The sequence below is a fragment of the Aureimonas psammosilenae genome (assembly GCF_009176975.1).
In the GTDB taxonomy this organism is placed as follows: domain Bacteria; phylum Pseudomonadota; class Alphaproteobacteria; order Rhizobiales; family Rhizobiaceae; genus Plantimonas; species Plantimonas psammosilenae.
The window spans coordinates 1-17,805 of record NZ_WEZG01000018.1; the positions used below are offsets into that span (position 1 = coordinate 1).

19 protein-coding genes are annotated in these 17,805 nt (G+C 65.5%); 10 read left to right on the forward strand and 9 right to left on the reverse strand.

The features are described from left to right. Window positions 1-496: 496 nt before the first annotated feature. Window positions 497-1,003 carry a helix-turn-helix domain-containing protein gene (locus F9929_RS21820; protein WP_152048673.1) on the forward strand — a complete coding sequence of 169 codons (507 nt, stop codon included), beginning with the start codon at window positions 497-499 and terminating at the stop codon, window positions 1,001-1,003. Between the two features lie 147 nt (window positions 1,004-1,150). Here the strand turns inward: F9929_RS21820 and F9929_RS21825 are convergent, their stop codons facing one another. Beyond that, complete coding sequence (locus F9929_RS21825; protein WP_152048724.1) at window positions 1,151-1,540, reverse strand: winged helix-turn-helix transcriptional regulator; 390 nt, start codon at window positions 1,538-1,540, stop codon at window positions 1,151-1,153. An 82-nt stretch (window positions 1,541-1,622) separates the two neighbouring features. Between F9929_RS21825 and F9929_RS21830 the strand changes: the two genes are divergently transcribed. The 3 genes from F9929_RS21830 (at window position 1,623) to F9929_RS21840 (ending at window position 5,204) form a co-directional block, all read left to right on the forward strand. Beyond that, complete coding sequence (locus tag F9929_RS21830; RefSeq protein WP_152048674.1) at window positions 1,623-2,354, forward strand: SDR family NAD(P)-dependent oxidoreductase; 732 nt, start codon at window positions 1,623-1,625, stop codon at window positions 2,352-2,354. Window positions 2,355-2,589: 235 nt separating this feature from the next. Further along, complete coding sequence (locus F9929_RS21835; RefSeq protein ID WP_152048675.1) at window positions 2,590-3,954, forward strand: chloride channel protein; 1,365 nt, start codon at window positions 2,590-2,592, stop codon at window positions 3,952-3,954. After that, window positions 3,951-5,204 (forward strand): DUF2254 domain-containing protein, encoded by a 1,254-nt coding sequence (locus F9929_RS21840; RefSeq protein ID WP_152048676.1) that lies wholly within the window; start codon window positions 3,951-3,953, stop codon window positions 5,202-5,204. The genes F9929_RS21835 and F9929_RS21840 overlap by 4 nt, the downstream gene beginning before the upstream one ends. Before the next feature lie 248 nt (window positions 5,205-5,452). Here F9929_RS21840 and F9929_RS21845 read toward each other — a convergent pair whose 3' ends face one another. After that, window positions 5,453-6,355, reverse strand: coding sequence for a LysR family transcriptional regulator (locus F9929_RS21845; RefSeq protein ID WP_152048677.1), 903 nt, complete (start codon window positions 6,353-6,355; stop codon window positions 5,453-5,455). Between the two features lie 96 nt (window positions 6,356-6,451). Between F9929_RS21845 and F9929_RS21850 the strand changes: the two genes are divergently transcribed. Together F9929_RS21850 and F9929_RS21855 are read left to right on the forward strand one after the other, a co-directional pair. Then, the gene (locus tag F9929_RS21850; RefSeq protein ID WP_152048678.1) at window positions 6,452-7,174 is read left to right on the forward strand and encodes an SDR family oxidoreductase; all 723 of its coding nucleotides are present in this window, start codon (window positions 6,452-6,454) and stop codon (window positions 7,172-7,174) included. After that, the gene (locus F9929_RS21855) at window positions 7,171-7,428 is read left to right on the forward strand and encodes an Atu4866 domain-containing protein (protein ID WP_152048679.1); all 258 of its coding nucleotides are present in this window, start codon (window positions 7,171-7,173) and stop codon (window positions 7,426-7,428) included. The genes F9929_RS21850 and F9929_RS21855 overlap by 4 nt, the downstream gene beginning before the upstream one ends. A 93-nt stretch (window positions 7,429-7,521) precedes the next feature. Here the strand turns inward: F9929_RS21855 and F9929_RS21860 are convergent, their stop codons facing one another. After that, window positions 7,522-7,860: a DUF4160 domain-containing protein gene (locus F9929_RS21860; RefSeq protein WP_193227866.1), complete on the reverse strand. Its 339-nt coding sequence runs from the start codon at window positions 7,858-7,860 to the stop codon at window positions 7,522-7,524. A 299-nt stretch (window positions 7,861-8,159) separates the two neighbouring features. Here F9929_RS21860 and F9929_RS21865 point away from each other — a divergent pair, with 299 nt between their 5' ends. From F9929_RS21865 to F9929_RS21880, 4 genes are all read left to right on the forward strand, one after another. Continuing rightward, window positions 8,160-9,671 carry an amino acid permease gene (locus tag F9929_RS21865; protein ID WP_235919515.1) on the forward strand — a complete coding sequence of 504 codons (1,512 nt, stop codon included), beginning with the start codon at window positions 8,160-8,162 and terminating at the stop codon, window positions 9,669-9,671. A gap of 13 nt (window positions 9,672-9,684) precedes the next feature. Then, entirely contained in the window at window positions 9,685-10,449 is a 765-nt protein-coding gene (locus tag F9929_RS21870) for an SDR family NAD(P)-dependent oxidoreductase (RefSeq protein WP_152048682.1), read from the forward strand. 293 nt (window positions 10,450-10,742) lie between these two features. Further along, window positions 10,743-11,306: a manganese efflux pump MntP gene (locus F9929_RS21875; protein ID WP_152048683.1), complete on the forward strand. Its 564-nt coding sequence runs from the start codon at window positions 10,743-10,745 to the stop codon at window positions 11,304-11,306. 17 nt (window positions 11,307-11,323) lie between these two features. Then, the gene (locus tag F9929_RS21880) at window positions 11,324-11,914 is read left to right on the forward strand and encodes a cytochrome b (protein ID WP_152048684.1); all 591 of its coding nucleotides are present in this window, start codon (window positions 11,324-11,326) and stop codon (window positions 11,912-11,914) included. Window positions 11,915-11,941: 27 nt separating this feature from the next. Here the strand turns inward: F9929_RS21880 and F9929_RS21885 are convergent, their stop codons facing one another. The 6 genes from F9929_RS21885 to F9929_RS21910 all read right to left on the reverse strand — a co-directional run bounded on the left by F9929_RS21885 (window position 11,942) and on the right by F9929_RS21910 (window position 17,803). Then, window positions 11,942-12,829 carry an NAD-dependent epimerase/dehydratase family protein gene (locus F9929_RS21885; protein ID WP_152048685.1) on the reverse strand — a complete coding sequence of 296 codons (888 nt, stop codon included), beginning with the start codon at window positions 12,827-12,829 and terminating at the stop codon, window positions 11,942-11,944. 109 nt (window positions 12,830-12,938) lie between these two features. Beyond that, window positions 12,939-14,177: a hydantoinase/carbamoylase family amidase gene (locus F9929_RS21890; protein ID WP_152048686.1), complete on the reverse strand. Its 1,239-nt coding sequence runs from the start codon at window positions 14,175-14,177 to the stop codon at window positions 12,939-12,941. Next, complete coding sequence (locus tag F9929_RS21895; protein ID WP_152048687.1) at window positions 14,174-15,010, reverse strand: BtpA/SgcQ family protein; 837 nt, start codon at window positions 15,008-15,010, stop codon at window positions 14,174-14,176. The genes F9929_RS21890 and F9929_RS21895 overlap by 4 nt, the downstream gene beginning before the upstream one ends. After that, window positions 15,007-15,906 (reverse strand): PfkB family carbohydrate kinase, encoded by a 900-nt coding sequence (locus tag F9929_RS21900; RefSeq protein ID WP_193227867.1) that lies wholly within the window; start codon window positions 15,904-15,906, stop codon window positions 15,007-15,009. Before F9929_RS21900 ends, F9929_RS21895 begins: the two co-directional genes overlap by 4 nt. A gap of 4 nt (window positions 15,907-15,910) precedes the next feature. After that, window positions 15,911-16,681, reverse strand: coding sequence for a glutamine amidotransferase (locus F9929_RS21905; RefSeq protein ID WP_152048689.1), 771 nt, complete (start codon window positions 16,679-16,681; stop codon window positions 15,911-15,913). Between the two features lie 30 nt (window positions 16,682-16,711). Beyond that, entirely contained in the window at window positions 16,712-17,803 is a 1,092-nt protein-coding gene (locus F9929_RS21910) for a phosphotriesterase family protein (protein ID WP_152048690.1), read from the reverse strand. Between the last annotated feature and the right edge of the window lie 2 nt (window positions 17,804-17,805).

The following is a 17,805-nucleotide window of genomic DNA, read 5'->3' on the forward strand; positions in this document are numbered from 1 at the left end:
AGGTCGTCATGGGAAGGCTCCGTCCGGGTAAAGGAGCCGGGATCGTCCGCCCGCACCGGGCGACGCTCAATCAGCGCAACGCGCTCGCATCATTCCGCAAACGACGAAGCCGCCGCCCTTCCCGCGGAAGCGGGTTCGTTCATCCACCCAACTCGAATGCGACACGAGAGCGTGACTGCACCGATATGTAGCCTTTCCGCTCCCGGGAAGCTCTTGCGGAGGTTCCACATTCCCACGTTCGATACCGCCCCAACTTCCTACAGGAACAGGAGGCACCCGTCTTCGGTGCGATATCGGAATAAGTCTCAAGAAGCATCACGCCCCACCGCTGTGGTTCAGGATCCGGCCGAGACATTCTTCGGGTGATGCGGCAGGCGGAAGTCCGGCTAATACAATCCTCAAAAATGATGGAGGGCGCCGTCCCTCCAGCTCTACGCCAGCTTGACTTCCGACAACTGTGTTCGAGCAGTTCTCTAGGAAAGGTGAAGTCATGTCCTTGAGCGTTCTCGAAGCCACTCGGACTGATGACGATGAGAAGGAAGCCTTGGCGGCCTCGATGATCGAGGTCTCGAAGCTGACTCGTGATTTGCTCGCCATGCATCTGGCAACCATCGCCCTATCACCGGGTGAAGACGATTACTTGCTTGCGCTGAGCACCCGCGAACCCACCGACCTCATTGAGGTGGCGGAGGAACTCGATGTCCGTCGGCTCGTCGCCGCAAAAGCCTATGAAAGGCTGTCTGTCCGGAACTTGGTCGAAATCGATGGCTGCAAGATCACCCTGACAGACTCTGGCAACGCAACCCGCTCGATGATCTCGACCGTGTACCGTATGGTTGGCGAGGACATTGCGGGCAAGTTGAGCACCAACACGATCGAAGTTGTGAAAGGCACTCTCGCAGAAGTTAAACGGAACATGAAGCGCGCGCTTAGACAGAAGAGTCAGGGTATCAAGTCGGTCGGGAAGAAGGCGAGCCAGAAGGTATCTCCAATGCGCGACTAAGGGCCGTCAGCCGACCGTCCGCTATTGGGAAGGGAAGGCTGGGAAGCGGACCTCCTGAAAGCGACCCTCCACAGACCTTCCGTGAATGTCGGGCATTTTTCTTGAAACAGACGTGAGTTGGCCTTCCGCCTATGTGAGGTGCAACTTTCAGTCGGCCTTTGCCTGATCGTAGCAGGCCCCTGCTCGCTCGATTTCTGGACCATGCGCAAGCGCCCAAGCACAAAGGGCCTCGAACGGCTGGCGCAGCGAGTGACCGAGCGGCGTGATAGCGTACTCCACGCCGATCGGGGCGGTCGGCAGGACGGTCCGCGTCACGAAACCGTTGCGTTCCAACCGCTTCAAGGCGTCCGCGAGGGCCTTGTGCGTGATGCCGTCCAGCCGTCGCTTGATCTCGTTGAATCGTGCCGGTTGGGGGCACAGCACCGTCAGGATCAGGATCGTCCACTTGTCCGCGATCCGATCCAGGACCGGCCGGATGCGGACGATATCGCCACATGCCTGCTCCGACAAAAGCGCCAGTTCGGTATCGTTCGCCATATCTAGGCTCATCAAAGTGCGTTCTTGCGACTAGATACCCATCGTATATCTGGATGCCGTCGCTGAACAAGGAGCACATGCGATGGCAAGAGTTGAGAACAAAACCGCTCTCGTGGTCGGGGGCGCCAAAGGCATCGGGCTGGCGATCGCCGAACGCCTGTCCAAGGAAGGGGCGACTGTCTTTCTGACTGGGCGGCGGGCCGACGAGGTCGAGGCGGCCGCTTGGAAACTCGGCGGACAGGCTCGCGGTCTTGTGGCCGATGCCAGCCTGCCCGAAGATCTGCTGCGGGTTGTGGCGGCCGTGAGGGAAGCGCAGGGGCGCCTTGACCTTCTTGTTCTGAACGCCGGTCTATCCGAGCCGGCCCCGATTGCGGATCAGACCCTCGAGCACTTCGATCGCCACTTCGGGGTGAATGTGCGTGGCATGGTGTTCGGCCTCCAGGCGGCCCTACCCGCCATGGGCGACGGTGCCTCGGTCGTTTTGATGGGATCGATCGCGGACGCCATAGGCATCCCACCCTACGGCACCTACGCGGCTACCAAAGCGGCTGTCCGCTCCTATGCGCGTACCTGGGCGGCCGAACTCGCGCCTCGCGGCATCCGCGTCAACGTCGTAGCGCCGGGCCCGACGGATACGAACATGATGGCGGCCGTGCCGGAAGAAGGACGTGCGGCGCTGATCGCGCCAATCCCAATGGGCCGCATGGCGCGTCCCGACGAGGTGGCGTCTGCAACATTGTTTCTTCTCAGTGATGAGGCAAGCTTCATCACCGGCGCCGAGCTTTGCGTCGATGGCGGTATGCGGCAGGTCTGAATACGCCACGCACCACCGATCATGTCCGCTTCCAACTGACAGAGCCCGGAAGCGGACGGTCAGCTTTCGACCCTTTAACGACATTTGGTGTGCGAAAGACCGTTCCGGTAAGCTGCCGTTGGCAGTAGCAACGCATTTATCCACTTACGCAGCTGCCCTTCACCGGGTGGAACGCTCGACATCGCGGCCACGCATATTCAAGACGGGCATCAACCGTTGCCCGCGAGCTCTCCCGATGCCTCGAACGAACCTTGCCCGAACCCGCGCTCGCCTACGCCGTGCCCCTATGCTGCGGCGCTCGCGCACGGTGTGGCTGTCGGGTCGCCTCTGGCGCCCACGCCTCGTATTCTGGTTGGGCGCACTTGCGGTCGGGCTCATCAGCGTGGCGTTTGCGGAACTGGCAGATGCGGCGCAGCGGGCCTTCGCTGGTCTGCGCGCTTCTTCCTTGTCCGACCCGGCAGCGATGCTCGTGCCCCCACTCGGCTTCGCCCTTTCGAGCTACCTCGCCCTGCGCTTCTTCCCTAACTCGGGCGGCAGCGGCATTCCGCAGGCGATCGCCGCCCGCCATCTAGAGAGCGAGGAGGACCGAAGCCTCCTCCTGTCGCTGCGCATTGCCATCGGCAAGATCCTGCTGACCCTTCTCGGCCTCTTGTCGGGGGCATCAATCGGGCGCGAGGGTCCGACCGTCCAAGTCGGCGCCGCGATCATGCTAGCTGCGGGTCGCTTAGGGGGAATGGCGCAAGCGCGCGGCCTGATCCTTGCCGGCTCGGCCGCCGGCATCGCAGCAGCCTTCAACACGCCGCTGGCGGGCATCGTGTTCGCGATCGAGGAGATGGGCCGCGCCTATGAGGCGCGCACCAACGGCCTCGTGATATCAGCGGTGGTCCTGGCGGGCCTCGCCTCGCTCAGCCTGACCGGCAACTATACCTATTTCGGACGGAGCGATGCGGCGGTTACTTCGGCAGCCGGTTGGAGCCTTGTGATCGCATGCGGTGTCGCGGGCGGAGCGCTGGGTGCCCTGTTCAGCGCAAGCGCACTCGCCCTCCTGCGCCGCATCCGGCGCTGGACGAGGGGATCTGCCCAGCGGCTCGTTCTGGTTGCGGCCGCTTGTGGCCTCATCGTCGCCCTTCTCGGCTTCCTGTCGGGCGGCTCCACCTACGGAACGGGCTACGAGGAGGCGCGCTCGGCGATCGAGGGCACGCCGCTGCCAAACTTCTTCTTCGCAGAGAAGTTCGCAACTGGCCTTGCTTCCATGGTGTCGGGTATCCCCGGCGGCATCTTCGCGCCCTCGCTGGCGGTGGGGGCGGGCCTTGGCTCCTCGCTCGGTCTTCTGTTCGCCGCAGGCCCGGCGCTGGGCGCCACACTCGGCATGGCGGGCTACTTCGCGGGCGTGGTTCAGGCGCCGATGACCGCTTTCGTGATCATCTTGGAGATGACCGGCAATCAGGCCAACGTTGTGCCCGTCATGCTGACGGCGCTGATCGGCTTCGGCACCGCCCGCCTCGTGTCGGGCGCGCCCTTGTACCACAGCCTGTCGCGCAACTTCGTCGCCGACGTCCTGCGCCACCGACGTACGCAAAATGAGGGGGCGACACGATGACCGGACGCGTCCACTGGGTCCTGCGCCAGCTTACCCGGCGCATCTGGTTCCGCGCCGGCCTTTTCTCGCTTCTGGCGATCGCGACCGCGCTTCTAGGCGCCTGGGCAAGCCCGTTCATTCCACTCGACCTGTCGGCCAAGATCGGGTCGGACGCGGTGGACAACATTCTCGCCATCCTCGCCTCGTCCATGCTGACGGTGACGACCTTCTCGCTTTCCACCATGGTTTCGGCCTACTCAGCCGCCACCTCGAACGTGACGCCGCGCGCCAACGTCCTGATCATGGAGGACGCGACCACCCAGAACGTCCTGTCGACCTTCATCGGCTCTTTTCTGTTCAGCCTGGTCGGTATCATCGCGCTTTCCACCGGCACCTATGGAGACCAGGGCCGCGTCGTCCTGTTCGGCATCACCATCCTCGTGATCGGCTTCATCGTCGTGACGCTGCTTCGTTGGATCGACCATCTGTCGCGCCTTGGGCGCGTAACGGAGACGACGCAACGCGTCGAGGAGACGGCGACCCGTGCCGTTCGCGAACGGCGTTGCAACCCCTATCTCGGCGGCCAACCCCTGGCCGACCGACACGGCGGCATTCCAGCCCACGCACGGCCCGTCGAACCGTTGGCCATCGGCTACGTGCAGCACGTCGATATCGAGGCTCTGTCGAGCTTGGCGAAGGACGCCGGCGCGCAGGTTTATGTCCGCCGTTTGCCGGGCGAATTGGCGGACCCGACCGAAGCGATCGCCAGCGTGACTGGGGGCGAGGTGGATGCCGATGCCCTTCGAGCGTGCTTCACGATCGGCGACCGACGCTCTTTCGATCAGGACCCGCGCTTCGGCATCTGCGTCTTGACGGAGGTGGCCAGCCGCGCACTTTCGCCGGCTACCAACGATCTTGGGACGGCGGTGGATGTGATCGGGCGCCTGCTTCGCGTCCTGGCGGCTTGGGCTGCGCCGTTGGACAAGGACGTCGATGGCGAAGAAGGCGATATCCGCAACGTCTTCGTGCCGCCGCTCGCCGTTGACGACCTGTTCGACGACGCGTTTCTTGCGATCGGACGCGACGGGGCGGGCGTCGTCGAAGTCGGTGCCCGTCTTCAAAAGGCCTTGCGCACGCTCGCCCGCCTCGACCATCCAGGCTTCGCGAAGGCGGCCCGGCACCATTCGAGAATGGCGCTGGAGCGGGCCGAAGGCACCCTCGGGTTGGAGCATGACAAACAGATGCTGCGGGATCTTGTCAAAAGCGTCTGAGCGCTCCAGCCTCCTGGCGACCCTTCACTGCCCTTCCGACGCCTTGAGCGCCTTCCCGAAAGCGGTCATGTGAACGTGCAGAAAATGTCCCGTTTCTCCATCTCCGTTTTGCAATTTCGAACGAAGGCATTCGGGACCAGATTTTGAGGAATCTTACGTCGGCATCCCGAACACGCTGCGGTCTGGTGTCCGTCCTCTCACTGTGGATTGTTCTGCGGTAAGACGGATCGTTTTAATCTCGGCGTTCGTCACATACGCCCGGCACGCCATTCACGCACATGATCCACAAGGGCGCGCAGCTTCAGCGGCATGTGACGGCGACTGGGATAGAACAAGAAGAAGCCCGGAAGCGGCGGGCAGAATGGTACCAGAACCTCGCTAAGGTCCCCGCTTTTCAGCCACGGCGCGAAGGTCTCGGCCATGCCGATGGTCAGTCCGCTGCCGGCCCGCGCCATCTTGACCATCAACGCCATGTCGTTGGTGGTCACTTCTGGTTCGACTGCAACGGCGAACTCACGCCCACCTTCGCTGAACTCCCAACGGTAAGGTGCTGCCTCGACGGACGATCGCCAGCCAATGCAACGGTGCTGCGTCAGTTCGCGCGGGTGCGCGGGCGTTCCAGCGGCATCCAAATAGGACGGCGCGGCAACGACGATCTGGCGTTGCTCCCGGCTCGCCGGCACCGCGATCATGTCGCGTTCGATCACCTCGCCAAGCCTTACGCCGGCATCGAACCCGCTCGCCACGATATCGAACTCCGCATCGGTGACGAAGATATCGAGCCGCACGTCTGGATGGGTGGCTCGAAAGGACGCCAGCAGATCACCCGACAGAAAGGTCTCCGCAATGGAGGAGACCGCAAGGCGCAGAAGGCCGGTGGGCTTCCCTTCATGGGTAGCTGCGGACTTGGCGGCTGCTTCGATTTCGGCGAGCGCCGGCACAATACGATCCAGTAAGGCCTCACCCGCTTCCGTCAACGAGACGCTGCGCGTCGTCCGACGCAGCATCGCCGTTCCCAGCGTGTCTTCCACCTTGCGGACAGCTTGGCTGACCGCCGAGCGGGTGACGCCGAGCTGATCGGCCGCCGCCCGGAAGCTGCGGGCGCGCGCGACCGCTGCGAGGGTGGCGAGAGCGTTGAGGTCGATCTTCATTGTCCAGTTCAGCTAACCAGGTCATGCGGGATTGCGACGATAGTCCCGCCCGTTGTGCCCGACTAGGTTCCCCGCGACCACGGAAATGGAACCAGCATGAACAAGATCGTCCTCATCACCGGCGCGAGCAGCGGTATCGGCGAAGCCACCGCCCGCGTCTTGGCGCAGGCAGGCATGACCGTCGTTCTCGGTGCCCGGCGCACAGACCGGCTGGAATACCTCGCGGCCGAGATCACGGCGGCAGGCGGCATCGCGCGGATGCGCCGCCTCGACGTCACGAAGCGCGACGACGTGGCCGCTTTCGCGAGCGCCGCGCTCGCCGAGTTCGGGCGCATCGACGTGATCGTCAACAACGCCGGCGTAATGCCGCTTTCCCCCATGGCCTCGCTTAGGATCGACGAATGGGAGCGGATGGTGGACGTGAACATCAAGGGCGTCCTTTGGGGCATCGCAGCGGTGCTGCCGACGATGAATGCGCAAAGGTCCGGTCACATCATCAACATCGCCTCGATCGGCGGCCTCCAGGTCTCACCGACGGCGGCGGTCTATTGCGCCACCAAATTCGCCGTGCGCGCCATCTCGGACGGGCTGCGCCAGGAGAACGACCGCATCCGCGTGACCAGCGTCTGCCCCGGCGTGGTCGAATCGGAACTGGCCGACTGCATCTCCGACGAGGCCGCAAGGACGGCGATGGCGGCCTTCCGGGCGGTCGCGCTCCAGCCGGACGCGATCGGCCGCGCCATCCTGCACGCGATCACGCAGCCGGCGGACGTGGACACCACCGAGATCGTGGTGCGTCCGGTCGGGAACCCCGCATGAGCGCGGTATCGCATCCCTATCTGGGCCTATGGGTGACCGTGGACGGCCGCATCCGCCACGAACTCCTGGCGAACGGCCGGTACGACGAGGCGCGAGACGGGCGGACTCACACCTATCAGGGCAGTTACCGGGTCACAGGAACCCACATCGACTATATCGACGATACGGGCTTCACAGCTGATGGGGAGTTCGCGACCCATGATGTGTTGCACCATGCAGGCATGGTTCTGCGACGGGTAAGCGTGTCTGACTGATTCCATGACGGTGTTGGGAGCGGCAGTGGACTGCTGCGGCCCCGGCGCATCGCTCTCGCCGTGTTCCCCGAAACACGATCGTTTTCGTGAAACTCACTGCGATCGCGAATGGCAGTTTATCGCTAAACTGCTCCAGAAGCGGACCGGAAGCTTTCCACCCATCATTCGCGTTGGTGGACGGTCAGCTTCCGCCATTGCGGCGATCCCCCAGCGTAATCCGGGTCCGTCCCATGTGCCGACTTCGACATGAGCCCCCGCCCATTCGATGGCGATGCGAAAATCCTTGGCGCGAATGCGACCGGCCATGACCTGCAGGGTGGAAAGACGCACGAGAGCATCGTCCTCGACGGTCGGGACGTGGAAATGCGGCGGATGATGATCGTCGGCATAGACCGTGGTCTCATTGTTGCCGATGACGGCGATCGTGGGCACGCGCTTCCTCGCTGGCCGGAGCGAAAGCAGTGCATCGGGTGCGCGATCGCAGCCGCCACGCTTTTTCCGCCCCATTCCCACCGCAAATCGCGCATCGCGATGTGAATAGCCTTTCAAGGATATTGCCACTTCCTTGAACAGGGTTACAAACTGTGCGCCGGTGCGGAGCCGGGGCCTTCGGGGAAGGGTGTCCGGCGCTCGCGCCACCTTGTCACGCGAACCCGTCGGAGACGCCGATGCCCGCCGAACGCCAGGCCGCCGCGCCCGCGCCCTATACGGACGATCAGAAGCACACCGACATGCAGGCCCTGCATTCCATGGGCTATGCGCAGGAGCTGGAACGGCGCATGAGCCGCTTTTCCAACTTCGCCATTTCCTTCTCGATCATCTGCATCCTGTCGGGCGGCATCAATTCGCTGGCGCAGGCGACATCCGGGGCGGGGGGCGCGGCGATCGGCATCGGCTGGCCGCTCGGCTGCCTCGTGTCGGGCGTGTTCGCGGTCGCCATGGCGCAGATCGCCTCCGCTTATCCCACCGCCGGCGGGCTGTATCATTGGGGCTCGATCCTCGGGAACCGCTTCATCGGCTGGCTCACCGCCTGGTTCAACCTTCTCGGCCTCGTCACCGTTCTCGGCGCCATCAATGTCGGCACCTATTACTTCTTCTTCGGCGCCTTCGGCCCCGCCATCGGCATGAGCGACACGATCGGAACGCGCATCGGGTTCCTCGCCGCCATCACCGTTCTCCAGGCGGTGATCAACCATGTCGGCATCGGCCTCACCGCGAAGCTCACCGACTTTTCCGGCTCCCTGATCCTCGTGACGTCCGTGGCGCTGGCGCTCGCCTGCCTCGCCTTCGCTCCCTCCTGGGACGTCGCGCGGCTCTTCACCTTCCACAATTATTCGGGCGCGGCGGGCGGCAATGTCTGGCCGGAAGTCTCGACGACCTGGGCGTTCCTCCTCGGTCTCCTCCTGCCGATCTACACGATCACCGGCTACGACGCCTCCGCCCACACCTCGGAGGAAACGCGCGACGCCGCCAATGCCGTGCCGCGCGGCATGGTGTCCTCGGTTCTTTGGTCGGGCATCGCCGGTTATATCGTCCTGTGCTCCTTCGTGCTGATGATCCCGGATATGGACGCGGCTGCCGCGCAAGGCTGGAACGTGTTCTTCTGGGCAATGGACGCGCAGATCCCGCCGGTGATCCGCAACGTGCTTTTTGCGGCGATCCTCGTCGCGCAGTTCCTGTGCGGCCTTGCCACCGTCACTTCCGTGTCGCGCATGATCTTCGCCTTTTCTCGCGACGGGGGCCTGCCCGCATCCCGCGCCCTGTCCAAGGTCAGCCCGCGCTTTCGCACCCCCGTTGCGGCCATCTGGACGGGCTCGATCCTGTCGGTCCTGTTCGTGTGGGGCACCTCGCTCGTCACCTTCGGCGAGTCCTCGGCCTATTCGATCGTGGTGTCCTGCACCGTGATCTTCCTGTTCTTCTCCTTCGCGATCCCGATCGCGGCGGGGCTTCTGACCTATGGCGGCGCGAAATGGCCGAAGATGGGGCCGTGGAACATCGGGCGCACGGCCTTTGCCGCGACAGCCATCCTTTCGGTTCTCGCCATGGTGCTGATCTTCGTTCTCGGCGTCCAGCCGCCGAACGGCTACGCGCTTTACATCACGCTCGGCTTCCTCATCGTCGCCGGCCTCGTCTGGGTCCTGTTCGAGCGCCGGCGCTTTGCCGGGCCGCCGATCGGCGACGAGATCGCGCGCCGCCAAGCCACCATCCAGGCGGCAGAGTCGGCCGTCGGCGAGCGGATTTGAGGAGGGTGGCGCCATGAAACGTCTCGAAGGACGCAGCACCCTCGTTTCCGGTGGGGCGGACGGATGCGGCGCGGCGGCGGTGCGCGCCTTCGCCCGCGAAGGGGCGCGGGTCACGATCGTCGACCGACAGGCCGACAAGGGCGAAGCATTGGCGCGAGAGATCCGCGATGGCGGCGGCGAGGCGATCTTTGCGCAGGCCGACGTGTCGAAGCGCGCAGCGGTGGAAGCGGCGGTGGCCAAAGCCACGGAGGCCTTCGGGGCCCCGACCGCCCTCTTCAACCATGCCGGCTCCATCGTGGTGAAGCCGTTTCTGGAGACCACGGACGAGGAATACGACTGGCTGATGGACGTGAACGTGCGCTCCATGTTCATGATGACGCGCGCCGTTCTGCCCGGCATGATCGCGGCGGGCGGCGGGGCGATCGTCTGCACCTCCTCCATCTCGGCGGTGGCCGCGACCCCCGCCGAAGTGCTCTACGACCTGACCAAGGGCGCGGTGCATATGTTCGCGCGCGCCATTGGCGTCGAGTTCCGCAACCGCAACATCCGCTGCAACGCCGTTTGCCCCGGCTTCATCGCCACCGCCCATGGCAACCGCGAAGTGGAGCTTCTGGCCCGCCACGGGGTCGACGCGTCGGAAGCCGCGATCGCGGTGGCCCAAGGCCGCATGTGCCGCCCGGAAGAAGTCGCGAGCGCCGCCTTGTTTCTTCTCAGCGACGAGGCGAGCTTCGTGAACGGCGCGCATCTCTTCGTCGATAACGGCTTTACCGCGATCTAGCTCCAAGGTTCTGTTGCGCGATGATGCCCGGATCGGGAGAGTCCTTCCAGTATAGGACTCTCATATAGAGTCATCGTCAGTCTATCAGACACGGATAACCGGAGGATATTGTCAAAAGAGCATAAGACTTGCTCGAATTTTGCCGCAGGACAAACCATTTGCGCAGAGCGCACTTGGAAATGTTCCAAAAGATGGGCGCTTGTGCTTGGGGCAGGCATGATCTACGTCGCCGCTGGCAAGTCCGCGGCGCGGCTTCTTCTGCAAGCTGCCGCGTTTCCAGGGAAACGACCTTCATGAGCCCCCTCGCCATCGCCATTCTCGCGCTCGGCATGTCGATCGACGCCTTTATCGCTTCCACCGGGCGCGGCGCGGCCCTCCGTCGCCCGAGCGTCGGCGAGGCCATGCGCACCGGCCTCGTGTTCGGCGTGATCGAGGCGATAACGCCCTTGATCGGCTGGGCCGCCGGCGTTCTGGCGTCGAGCTATATCGCCGAGGTCGATCACTGGATCGCCTTCGGGCTTCTCGGGGCCGTCGGCGGGCGCATGGTGTTCCACGCCCTTCAGCGTGGTCCGGAGGGGGAAGGGGCCGCCTTGAACCGCTCGGTCTGGGTGCTTCTGGCGACCGCCGTCGGCACCAGCCTCGACGCGATGGCGGTGGGCGTGTCGCTGGCTTTTCTGGATGTGAACATCGTGGTGATCGCCGTCGCCATCGGCTGCGCCACCATGCTGATGTCGACGGGCGGCATGCTGGCCGGGCGGCTTCTGGGGAGCCGCTTCGGCCGCACAGCCGAGATCGCGGGCGGTTTGGCGCTGATCGGCATCGGCGCGTCGATCCTCGTGGACCACCTGACCGGTTGAGAAACGCACCGCCCGCCATGCCCCGCGCCGCCGCCGTTCTTCTCGACACGCCCGACCGCTACGGGATCGTGTCCCGCGTTTTTCACTGGGCGGCGGCCTATCTTCTCGTGTGGCAGTTCGTGACGCTGGTGGGCTGGCGCTTCATCGGCGACGGGGCCTTGATGCGCGGCGTTTCCCTGTTCGGCCCTTATCACGGCACGGTCGGGGTTCTGGTGGTGGCGCTCGTTCTGCCGCGCGCCCTTTGGGCGCTTCGCAACAACCGCCGGCGACCGGCGCGGGGTGCCGGGATCGCGGGCCGGCTGGCGCAGAGCGTCCACGCCGCCTTTTATGCGCTGATGCTTGCGGTGCCGGCGCTGGCGCTCCTCCGCGCCTACGGCAACGGCAAGGGCTACGAATTGTGGGGTTTCCCGCTCGTGCCGCAGACCGGCCGCGAGATCGCATGGCTGATCCTCCCGGCGGATCTTCTTCATGCGCCGCTGGCCTGGGGGCTCGGCGTTCTGATCGCCGGGCACGTCGCGATGGCGCTCGCGCATCGTTTTGCGCGCCGCGACGATGTTCTGGCGCGCATGGCGGGGCCGTTGCGTGTTTCCGCGCGCGCCGCCCGGTAGACGCGGCGCGCGCGGAAGGAAATCGCTTCAATCCGGCACGTAGCGCCGCCAGTTGTGCTCTTCCTTGAAGCCCAGCACGTCGCGGATCTTGCGGTTCGACAGCGGGGCTTCGAACTCGTCGAGCTCGCGCGTGATCGGCGTGCCGGGGCACTGGCGGGCGAGGAACTCGGCAGTCGGCTCGCGCGCGGTGATCGTGTCGTTGGTGGCGTTGAAGACCTGGAAGCCGAGCCCGTCCTTTCGCAAGCAGAGATCCACGATCTGGCCGAGATCGCGCGCGTCGATATAGCTCCAGGCATTGCGCTTGCGGCTCGGCGGATCGGCCATAAAGGCGGGAAAGCGGTCGTATTCGTGCGGCTCGATTACGTTGCCGATGCGAAGCGCGTAGATATCGGCCCCGGAGCGCTCGGCGAAGGCGCGCGCGGTGCGCTCGTTCACCACCTTCGACAGGCCGTAGCTGTCCATCGGGTCGACATCGTAGTCCTCTTCCAGCGGAAAAGCGTGGAAGTCGCGGTCGCCTTCGGCAAAGCACACGCCATAGGTGGTTTCGCTGGAGGCGATCACGATTTTGCGGATGCCGAGCTTCACCGCCGCCTCGATCACGTTGTAGGTGCCCATCGTGTTGACCCGGAAGGTCTCGTTGTCGGGGCGGATCAGAACGCGCGGCACGGCGGCGAAATGCACCACGGCGTCGACTTTCGCCGGCCCCGCGCCGGTGTCGTATCCTTCGAAGCCGAAATGGCTCGACAGGGCGTTGAACACCTGCCCGCTCTCAGCGATGTCGGCCTGCAACGTGTTGACGCCAGGCAGGTCCAGGGGCGTCAGATCGACGTTCAGGACCTCGTGTCCTTGACCGAGAAGATAAGGCACCACGTGCCGCCCGGCCTTGCCGGTGCCTCCCGTGAAGACGATCCGCATGGTTTGGTTCTCCCGATCGATCGAGCGCGAACCGACGACCCGGCCGCGCTTTCGCCATATGGCCGAAATTCGCGCCGCCGCCATGGACAGCGGTTGTCAGACTGGGGTTTCAGGCGGCGGCCAGCGCGCATTCGAGAAGCGTCGCCGCGCCGGCGGCGGCATGGCGCGGCTCGACGTCCTCGGCTTCGTTGTGGCTGATCCCGTCGCGGCAGGGCACGAAGATCATGGCGGCGGGTGCGACGCGGGCGACGAAAAGCGCGTCGTGGAAGGCCCCGGACACCATCCGCCGCACGGAAAAGCCTTGGCGCGTCGCCGCGTCCTCGACAAGGGCGACCATGGCGTCGGGAAAGGTGAGCGGCGGCATGTCGAAGAGAATGCTGGCCTCCGACCGGCAGCCGGCAGCCGCGGCGGCATGGGCGCAGGTCCGGCGCACATGGGCCTCGATCGCGTCGAGGCGCGCGGGGTCGGGGTGGCGGATGTCCACGGAAAAAATCACGCGCTCGGGAACGGCGTTGATCGAGCCGGGCTCGGCGCGAAGGCGACCGACGGTCAGCCGGGCGTTTTCGTCACGCGGCATGACGTTTCCGTAGAGATCGTGGAGCGAGGCCGCAGCGGCCACCATCGGGTCGCGGCGAAAGCTTGAAGGCGTCGTGCCGGCATGGGCCGCCGCGCCCGCGATCGCGATCTCCAGCCAGCGCGTTCCCTGGATGCCGGTGACCGCGCCGACCGCGATCTCCTCGCGCTCCAGAACGGGGCCCTGTTCGATATGAAGCTCGAGATAGCCGGCGATGGTTCCGCCGAGGGGACGCATCGCGGCCTCCGTCAGGGCGGCGAGCGTCGCCGCCAGCTCGTCGCCGAGGCGCTCGCCGTCAAGGCTCAGCGCGTTTTCCCAGGCCGGGTCGATCCGGCCTGCGGCAAAGGCCCGCGAGCCGAAGCAGCCGGGCGAAAAGCGGCTGCCTTCCTCGTTGGTCCAGGCCACGACCTCCACCGCGCGCGGCGTTTCCACACCCGCATCCGCCAGGGCTTCCAGGACTTCCAGAGCGGCCAGAACCCCGAGCGCCCCGTCGAAGCGCCCGCCCGTCGGCTGCGTGTCGAGATGGGAACCGAGAAGAAGCGGCGGCAGGGAAGGGTCGCGGCCTTCGCGCCGAAGGAAAAGGTTCGCCGCCGCGTCCTGCGACACGGCAAAGCCCCGCGCGCTCCCGAGTTCGGCGAGAAGCCGGCGCGCTTGCCGGTCGCCCGCCGTCAGGGCCTGCCGGTTGACCCCGTTCTTCGCGGTCGCGCCGATCGCGGCAAAGGCGGCGAGGCGGTCCTGCAGGCGGCCCGCGCGGATCGCCGGGGGCGAACTCATCGCTTCAGCCCGGCGATGAAGCGCTTGACGCGCGCCGGGTCCACCGCGTTCCACCAGACGCCGTCATGCTTCAAGGAACTCGCGACGATGACGCCGTCGACGATATCGAGGATGTCGCCGGCATTGTCCGGGGTGACGCCCGAGCCGACCAGCGTCGGCAGGCCGCCGGCTTCCTTGATCATGCGGATATAGGACAGGTCCGCCGCGTGGCCGGTGCGCTGGCCGGTGGCGATCACGACGTCCGCGTCGAAGAACACGAGGTCCTTCACCTGCTCTTCCACCGGGCGGTCTGCGACGATGGCGTGCGCCCCGTGCTTCACATGGGCGTCGGCAAAGATGCGGATGTTCTTGGCGCGGAGCTGCGCGCGATAACGTGATGCGCGCGCCGCTTCGCCTTCCACGAAGCCTTCGTTGGCGACATAGGCGTTGGCCCATTGGTTGACGCGGATGAAGGATGCGCCGCTCGCGCTGGCGATGGCGAGCGCGGGGATCGCGGCATTGGCGAGGACGTTGACCCCGATCGGGCGGCCGAGCTCGCGCCGGATGCGGTCGGAGATCACCGCCATATGCGCCGAGGTCTCGTGGCCGATGTCGTCGGGCTTGGAAAACGGCACGTCGCCGTGGTTTTCCACGATCACCCCGTCGCAGCCGTTTTCGAGATAGGAACGGGCGTCGGCGAGCCCTTGCGCGTAGATCGCCTCCACCGCTTCGCCGTCGAAGCGCGGGGCGCCCGGCAAAGGCGGCAGGTGCACGACGCCGATCACGGCCTTCGCCACGCCGAAGATGGCGGAAATCGTGTCGGCGCTCCCACGCCCGATGGTGGTCGAAGTCATCTTGTTTCCTTCACGATGTCGTCCATCTCGGCGCGCGTCGGGCCGCAGCCGAAGGCCCCCGGCCGCATCACGGCCCGCCCGGCGGCGAGAACAGCGAGGCGAAACGCCGTTTCTTCCAGGAACTCGCGGTCGAGAAGCCCGGCCAACGTGCCGCACAGAACATCGCCCGCGCCGCTCGTATCCACCACCGCCACGGGCGGGCTCGAAAGAGCGAGGCGATGATCGCCGTTCGCCATGACCGCGCCTTGCGCCCCGAGGGTGAGCACCGCGCAGTCCGGCCCCTGCGCCAGAAGCGCGGCGAGGATCGCGGGCACGTGCGCCTCGCCCGTCAGTTGTTCCCCTTCGCCCCGGTTGACCACCACGAGATCCACGTCGCGAAGAATGGGGGGCGGGGCCGTGTCACCCAGCGGGCTGGCGTTCAACACGGTGAAAAGGCCCTTTTCGCGCGCCCTGGCGAGGCAGGCCGCCGTGGTGGCGGGGCCGAGATTGTTCTGCATCACGAGAATGTCGCCGGCCCGCGCTTCCCCCACCCAACCGGCGTGCTCGGCGTGAAAGCCCCGCGCCGCCGCAACGGCGCTGACGATGAGGTTCTCGCCCGCCGCGTCCAGAAGCACCGAGGAGCGGTCGCTCGGGCCTTCCACCGACACGAGATCTCCCGAGCGAAGGCCGGTCTCGGCGAGAAGCCGGCGGATGGTTTCCGCCTCGCCGTCGCAACCGACCGGGGCCCAGAAACGCGTTTCCGTGCCCGTCCGCCAGGCGGCGAGCGCCTGGTTGGCGCCCTTGCCGCCGAGCCCGACGTCGCAAGCGTCGGCGTTCAGCGTTTCCCCGGCCGCCGGAAAGCGGGCAAGGCGGAAGCTGGTGTCGAGGCAGATATTGCCGACGACATGCACGGTCATCGGATCAGCTTTTCGCGGTCGCCCAGGCCAGCATCGCCCCGAAGAGCTTGGCGTAACCGTCCCAGCGGATGAACTCGCCCGGCAGCCAGTGCGGCCCGACATCGGAGGTCCAGACCACGGTGCGTCCCTTGCCATAGGTGCCGGTGACGAGAAGCGGCTGCGAACCGTATTCGGTGGACACCGTGGCGAGCACCTCCGCGCCGGGCTTCAGTTCCACCTCGTTGTAGCCGAGAAGCACCGGCCAATCGGTGCCGAGCCCTTGGAGGATGGGGTGGGACGTGTCGCCGGTGACGACGGGCGCAAAACCTTCCGGCACCTCGACGCGGTCGTCCACGGGAAGGCACGACACGGGCAGCACCTCCTCCACGGCCGTCTTGCGGTAGCGCGCGCCGCCATTGATGCCCTGGAACGAGTAATAACCGCCGAACATCAGAAGCGCCCCGCCGCGCTCCACATATTCTCTCAAAAGCTTCAGGCGGTTCGGCGTCGTCTTGGAGTGAATCCAGGTGTCGGGATGGAGAAGCAGCGTGTTCGCGCCGATATCCGACAGGATCACCGCGTCATAGGCTTCCAGCGCTTCGATGGTCTGCGGAAAGTCGCGCTGCGCCTGATGGGCGGGCATGAAGGTGATCGCGAAGGGGCTGCCCTTCAGGGCTGCGAGAAGCTCGTCCGCGCCCTGGTGGTAGGTGACGGTCGGGAACTGGTCGAAGCCCTTGATATGGGTGGCGGTGGAGACCCAGGACTCGCCGGCGAGAAGGACCTTTTTCTCGGTCATGTTCGTCGTCTTTCTTTCAACCAAAAAGGATCAGGCGGCCGAGAACACGGCGCGCGGATTGTCGACCATGATCGCGTCGATGACGGTGTCGGCGACGCCGTGGCGTTTGAGGCGCGGCACGAAATGCTTGAGGACATGGGCGTAGCCGAAGCCGCCGAAGCGGGTCAGCATCATCTTCAGGAACACGTCCTGGCTGAGGAGCACGCGGTCGGCGAAGCCGGCATCGACAAGGCTCCGGATCGCCCGCGCGTTTTCCTCGTCGGAAGGGGACTGGGCGTCCTGGTCGGCATAATAATAGTCCATGCCGATCATGTCGTATTCCAGAAACGCCCCGCGCCGGGCGAGACTCGTCTGGTAGGGCAGATCCGCGTGGCTCGGGTTCATGTGGCAGAGAACCGTGTGGCGGAGGTCCGCGCCTTCCGCTTCCACGACATCGAGAACCTCGTGGGCGAGGCGCTCCCAGCCGGGAAGGTGGATCGAGAGGGGCACGCCGGTTCGCGCCGAGGCTCTGGCACTCGCGCGCAAGGATTTCCGCTCCTCGGGCGTAAAATCCTTGGAAACGCCGACCTCGCCGATGATGCCGGCCATGATCGCCGGCTTCTCCGCCGCGCCGCCGACATCCTTGACGATGAGGTCGGCGACCTCGTCCACGTCCATCCGCTTCAACCATTCGGGATGGCTGAATTCGAGGTAAAAGCCTGAGCCCATGACGATCTTCAGGTTTCCCATGCGGGAAATGCGGGCGAGCTTCTCGGGATCGCGGCCGATGCCGAAATTCGTCGGATCCACCACCGTGTGGCCGCCGAGCGCCTGGAACAGCTTCAGCTCCGACAAGGCGAGGTCGCTATCGGTCAGCGAAACGTTGTCCCGGTTCATATAGGGGTTCATCCGCAATTCGCCGATGATCTCTATTCGCACCGGCCCCTCGTTCAGAACCGGGTCCGGCGGATGGCAGGGGCAGCGCCACGCCTTCGAGCCATCGATAAGGATGTGCTCGTGCATCAGGGTCACGCCCATCTCGGCGACGGGAAGCGGGCCGGTGACGGTCATCACATGGCCGGACCGGACGCCGATGCCGGGGGCGGCATGATGTTGGCCGGGCCTGAGAAATTCGAGGGCCATGG

Excerpts from the sequence above, each read along its gene's own strand:
- F9929_RS21870 (WP_152048682.1), top strand. The coding sequence starts at position 9,685 with ATGAAACGTCTCGAAGGACGCAGCACCCTCGTTTCCGGTGGGGCGGAC.
- F9929_RS21825 (WP_152048724.1), bottom strand. The coding sequence starts at position 1,540 with ATGGCGAACGATACCGAACTGGCGCTTTTGTCGGAGCAGGCATGTGGC.
- F9929_RS21850 (WP_152048678.1), top strand. The coding sequence starts at position 6,452 with ATGAACAAGATCGTCCTCATCACCGGCGCGAGCAGCGGTATCGGCGAA.
- F9929_RS21900 (WP_193227867.1), bottom strand. The coding sequence starts at position 15,906 with ATGACCGTGCATGTCGTCGGCAATATCTGCCTCGACACCAGCTTCCGC.
- F9929_RS21865 (WP_235919515.1), top strand. The coding sequence starts at position 8,160 with ATGCAGGCCCTGCATTCCATGGGCTATGCGCAGGAGCTGGAACGGCGC.
- F9929_RS21895 (WP_152048687.1), bottom strand. The coding sequence starts at position 15,010 with ATGACTTCGACCACCATCGGGCGTGGGAGCGCCGACACGATTTCCGCC.
- F9929_RS21885 (WP_152048685.1), bottom strand. The coding sequence starts at position 12,829 with ATGCGGATCGTCTTCACGGGAGGCACCGGCAAGGCCGGGCGGCACGTG.
- F9929_RS21875 (WP_152048683.1), top strand. The coding sequence starts at position 10,743 with ATGAGCCCCCTCGCCATCGCCATTCTCGCGCTCGGCATGTCGATCGAC.
- F9929_RS21880 (WP_152048684.1), top strand. The coding sequence starts at position 11,324 with ATGCCCCGCGCCGCCGCCGTTCTTCTCGACACGCCCGACCGCTACGGG.
- F9929_RS21830 (WP_152048674.1), top strand. The coding sequence starts at position 1,623 with ATGGCAAGAGTTGAGAACAAAACCGCTCTCGTGGTCGGGGGCGCCAAA.
- F9929_RS21835 (WP_152048675.1), top strand. The coding sequence starts at position 2,590 with ATGCCTCGAACGAACCTTGCCCGAACCCGCGCTCGCCTACGCCGTGCC.
- F9929_RS21905 (WP_152048689.1), bottom strand. The coding sequence starts at position 16,681 with ATGACCGAGAAAAAGGTCCTTCTCGCCGGCGAGTCCTGGGTCTCCACC.
- F9929_RS21840 (WP_152048676.1), top strand. The coding sequence starts at position 3,951 with ATGACCGGACGCGTCCACTGGGTCCTGCGCCAGCTTACCCGGCGCATC.
- F9929_RS21910 (WP_152048690.1), bottom strand. The coding sequence starts at position 17,803 with ATGGCCCTCGAATTTCTCAGGCCCGGCCAACATCATGCCGCCCCCGGC.
- F9929_RS21890 (WP_152048686.1), bottom strand. The coding sequence starts at position 14,177 with ATGAGTTCGCCCCCGGCGATCCGCGCGGGCCGCCTGCAGGACCGCCTC.
- F9929_RS21845 (WP_152048677.1), bottom strand. The coding sequence starts at position 6,355 with ATGAAGATCGACCTCAACGCTCTCGCCACCCTCGCAGCGGTCGCGCGC.
- F9929_RS21855 (WP_152048679.1), top strand. The coding sequence starts at position 7,171 with ATGAGCGCGGTATCGCATCCCTATCTGGGCCTATGGGTGACCGTGGAC.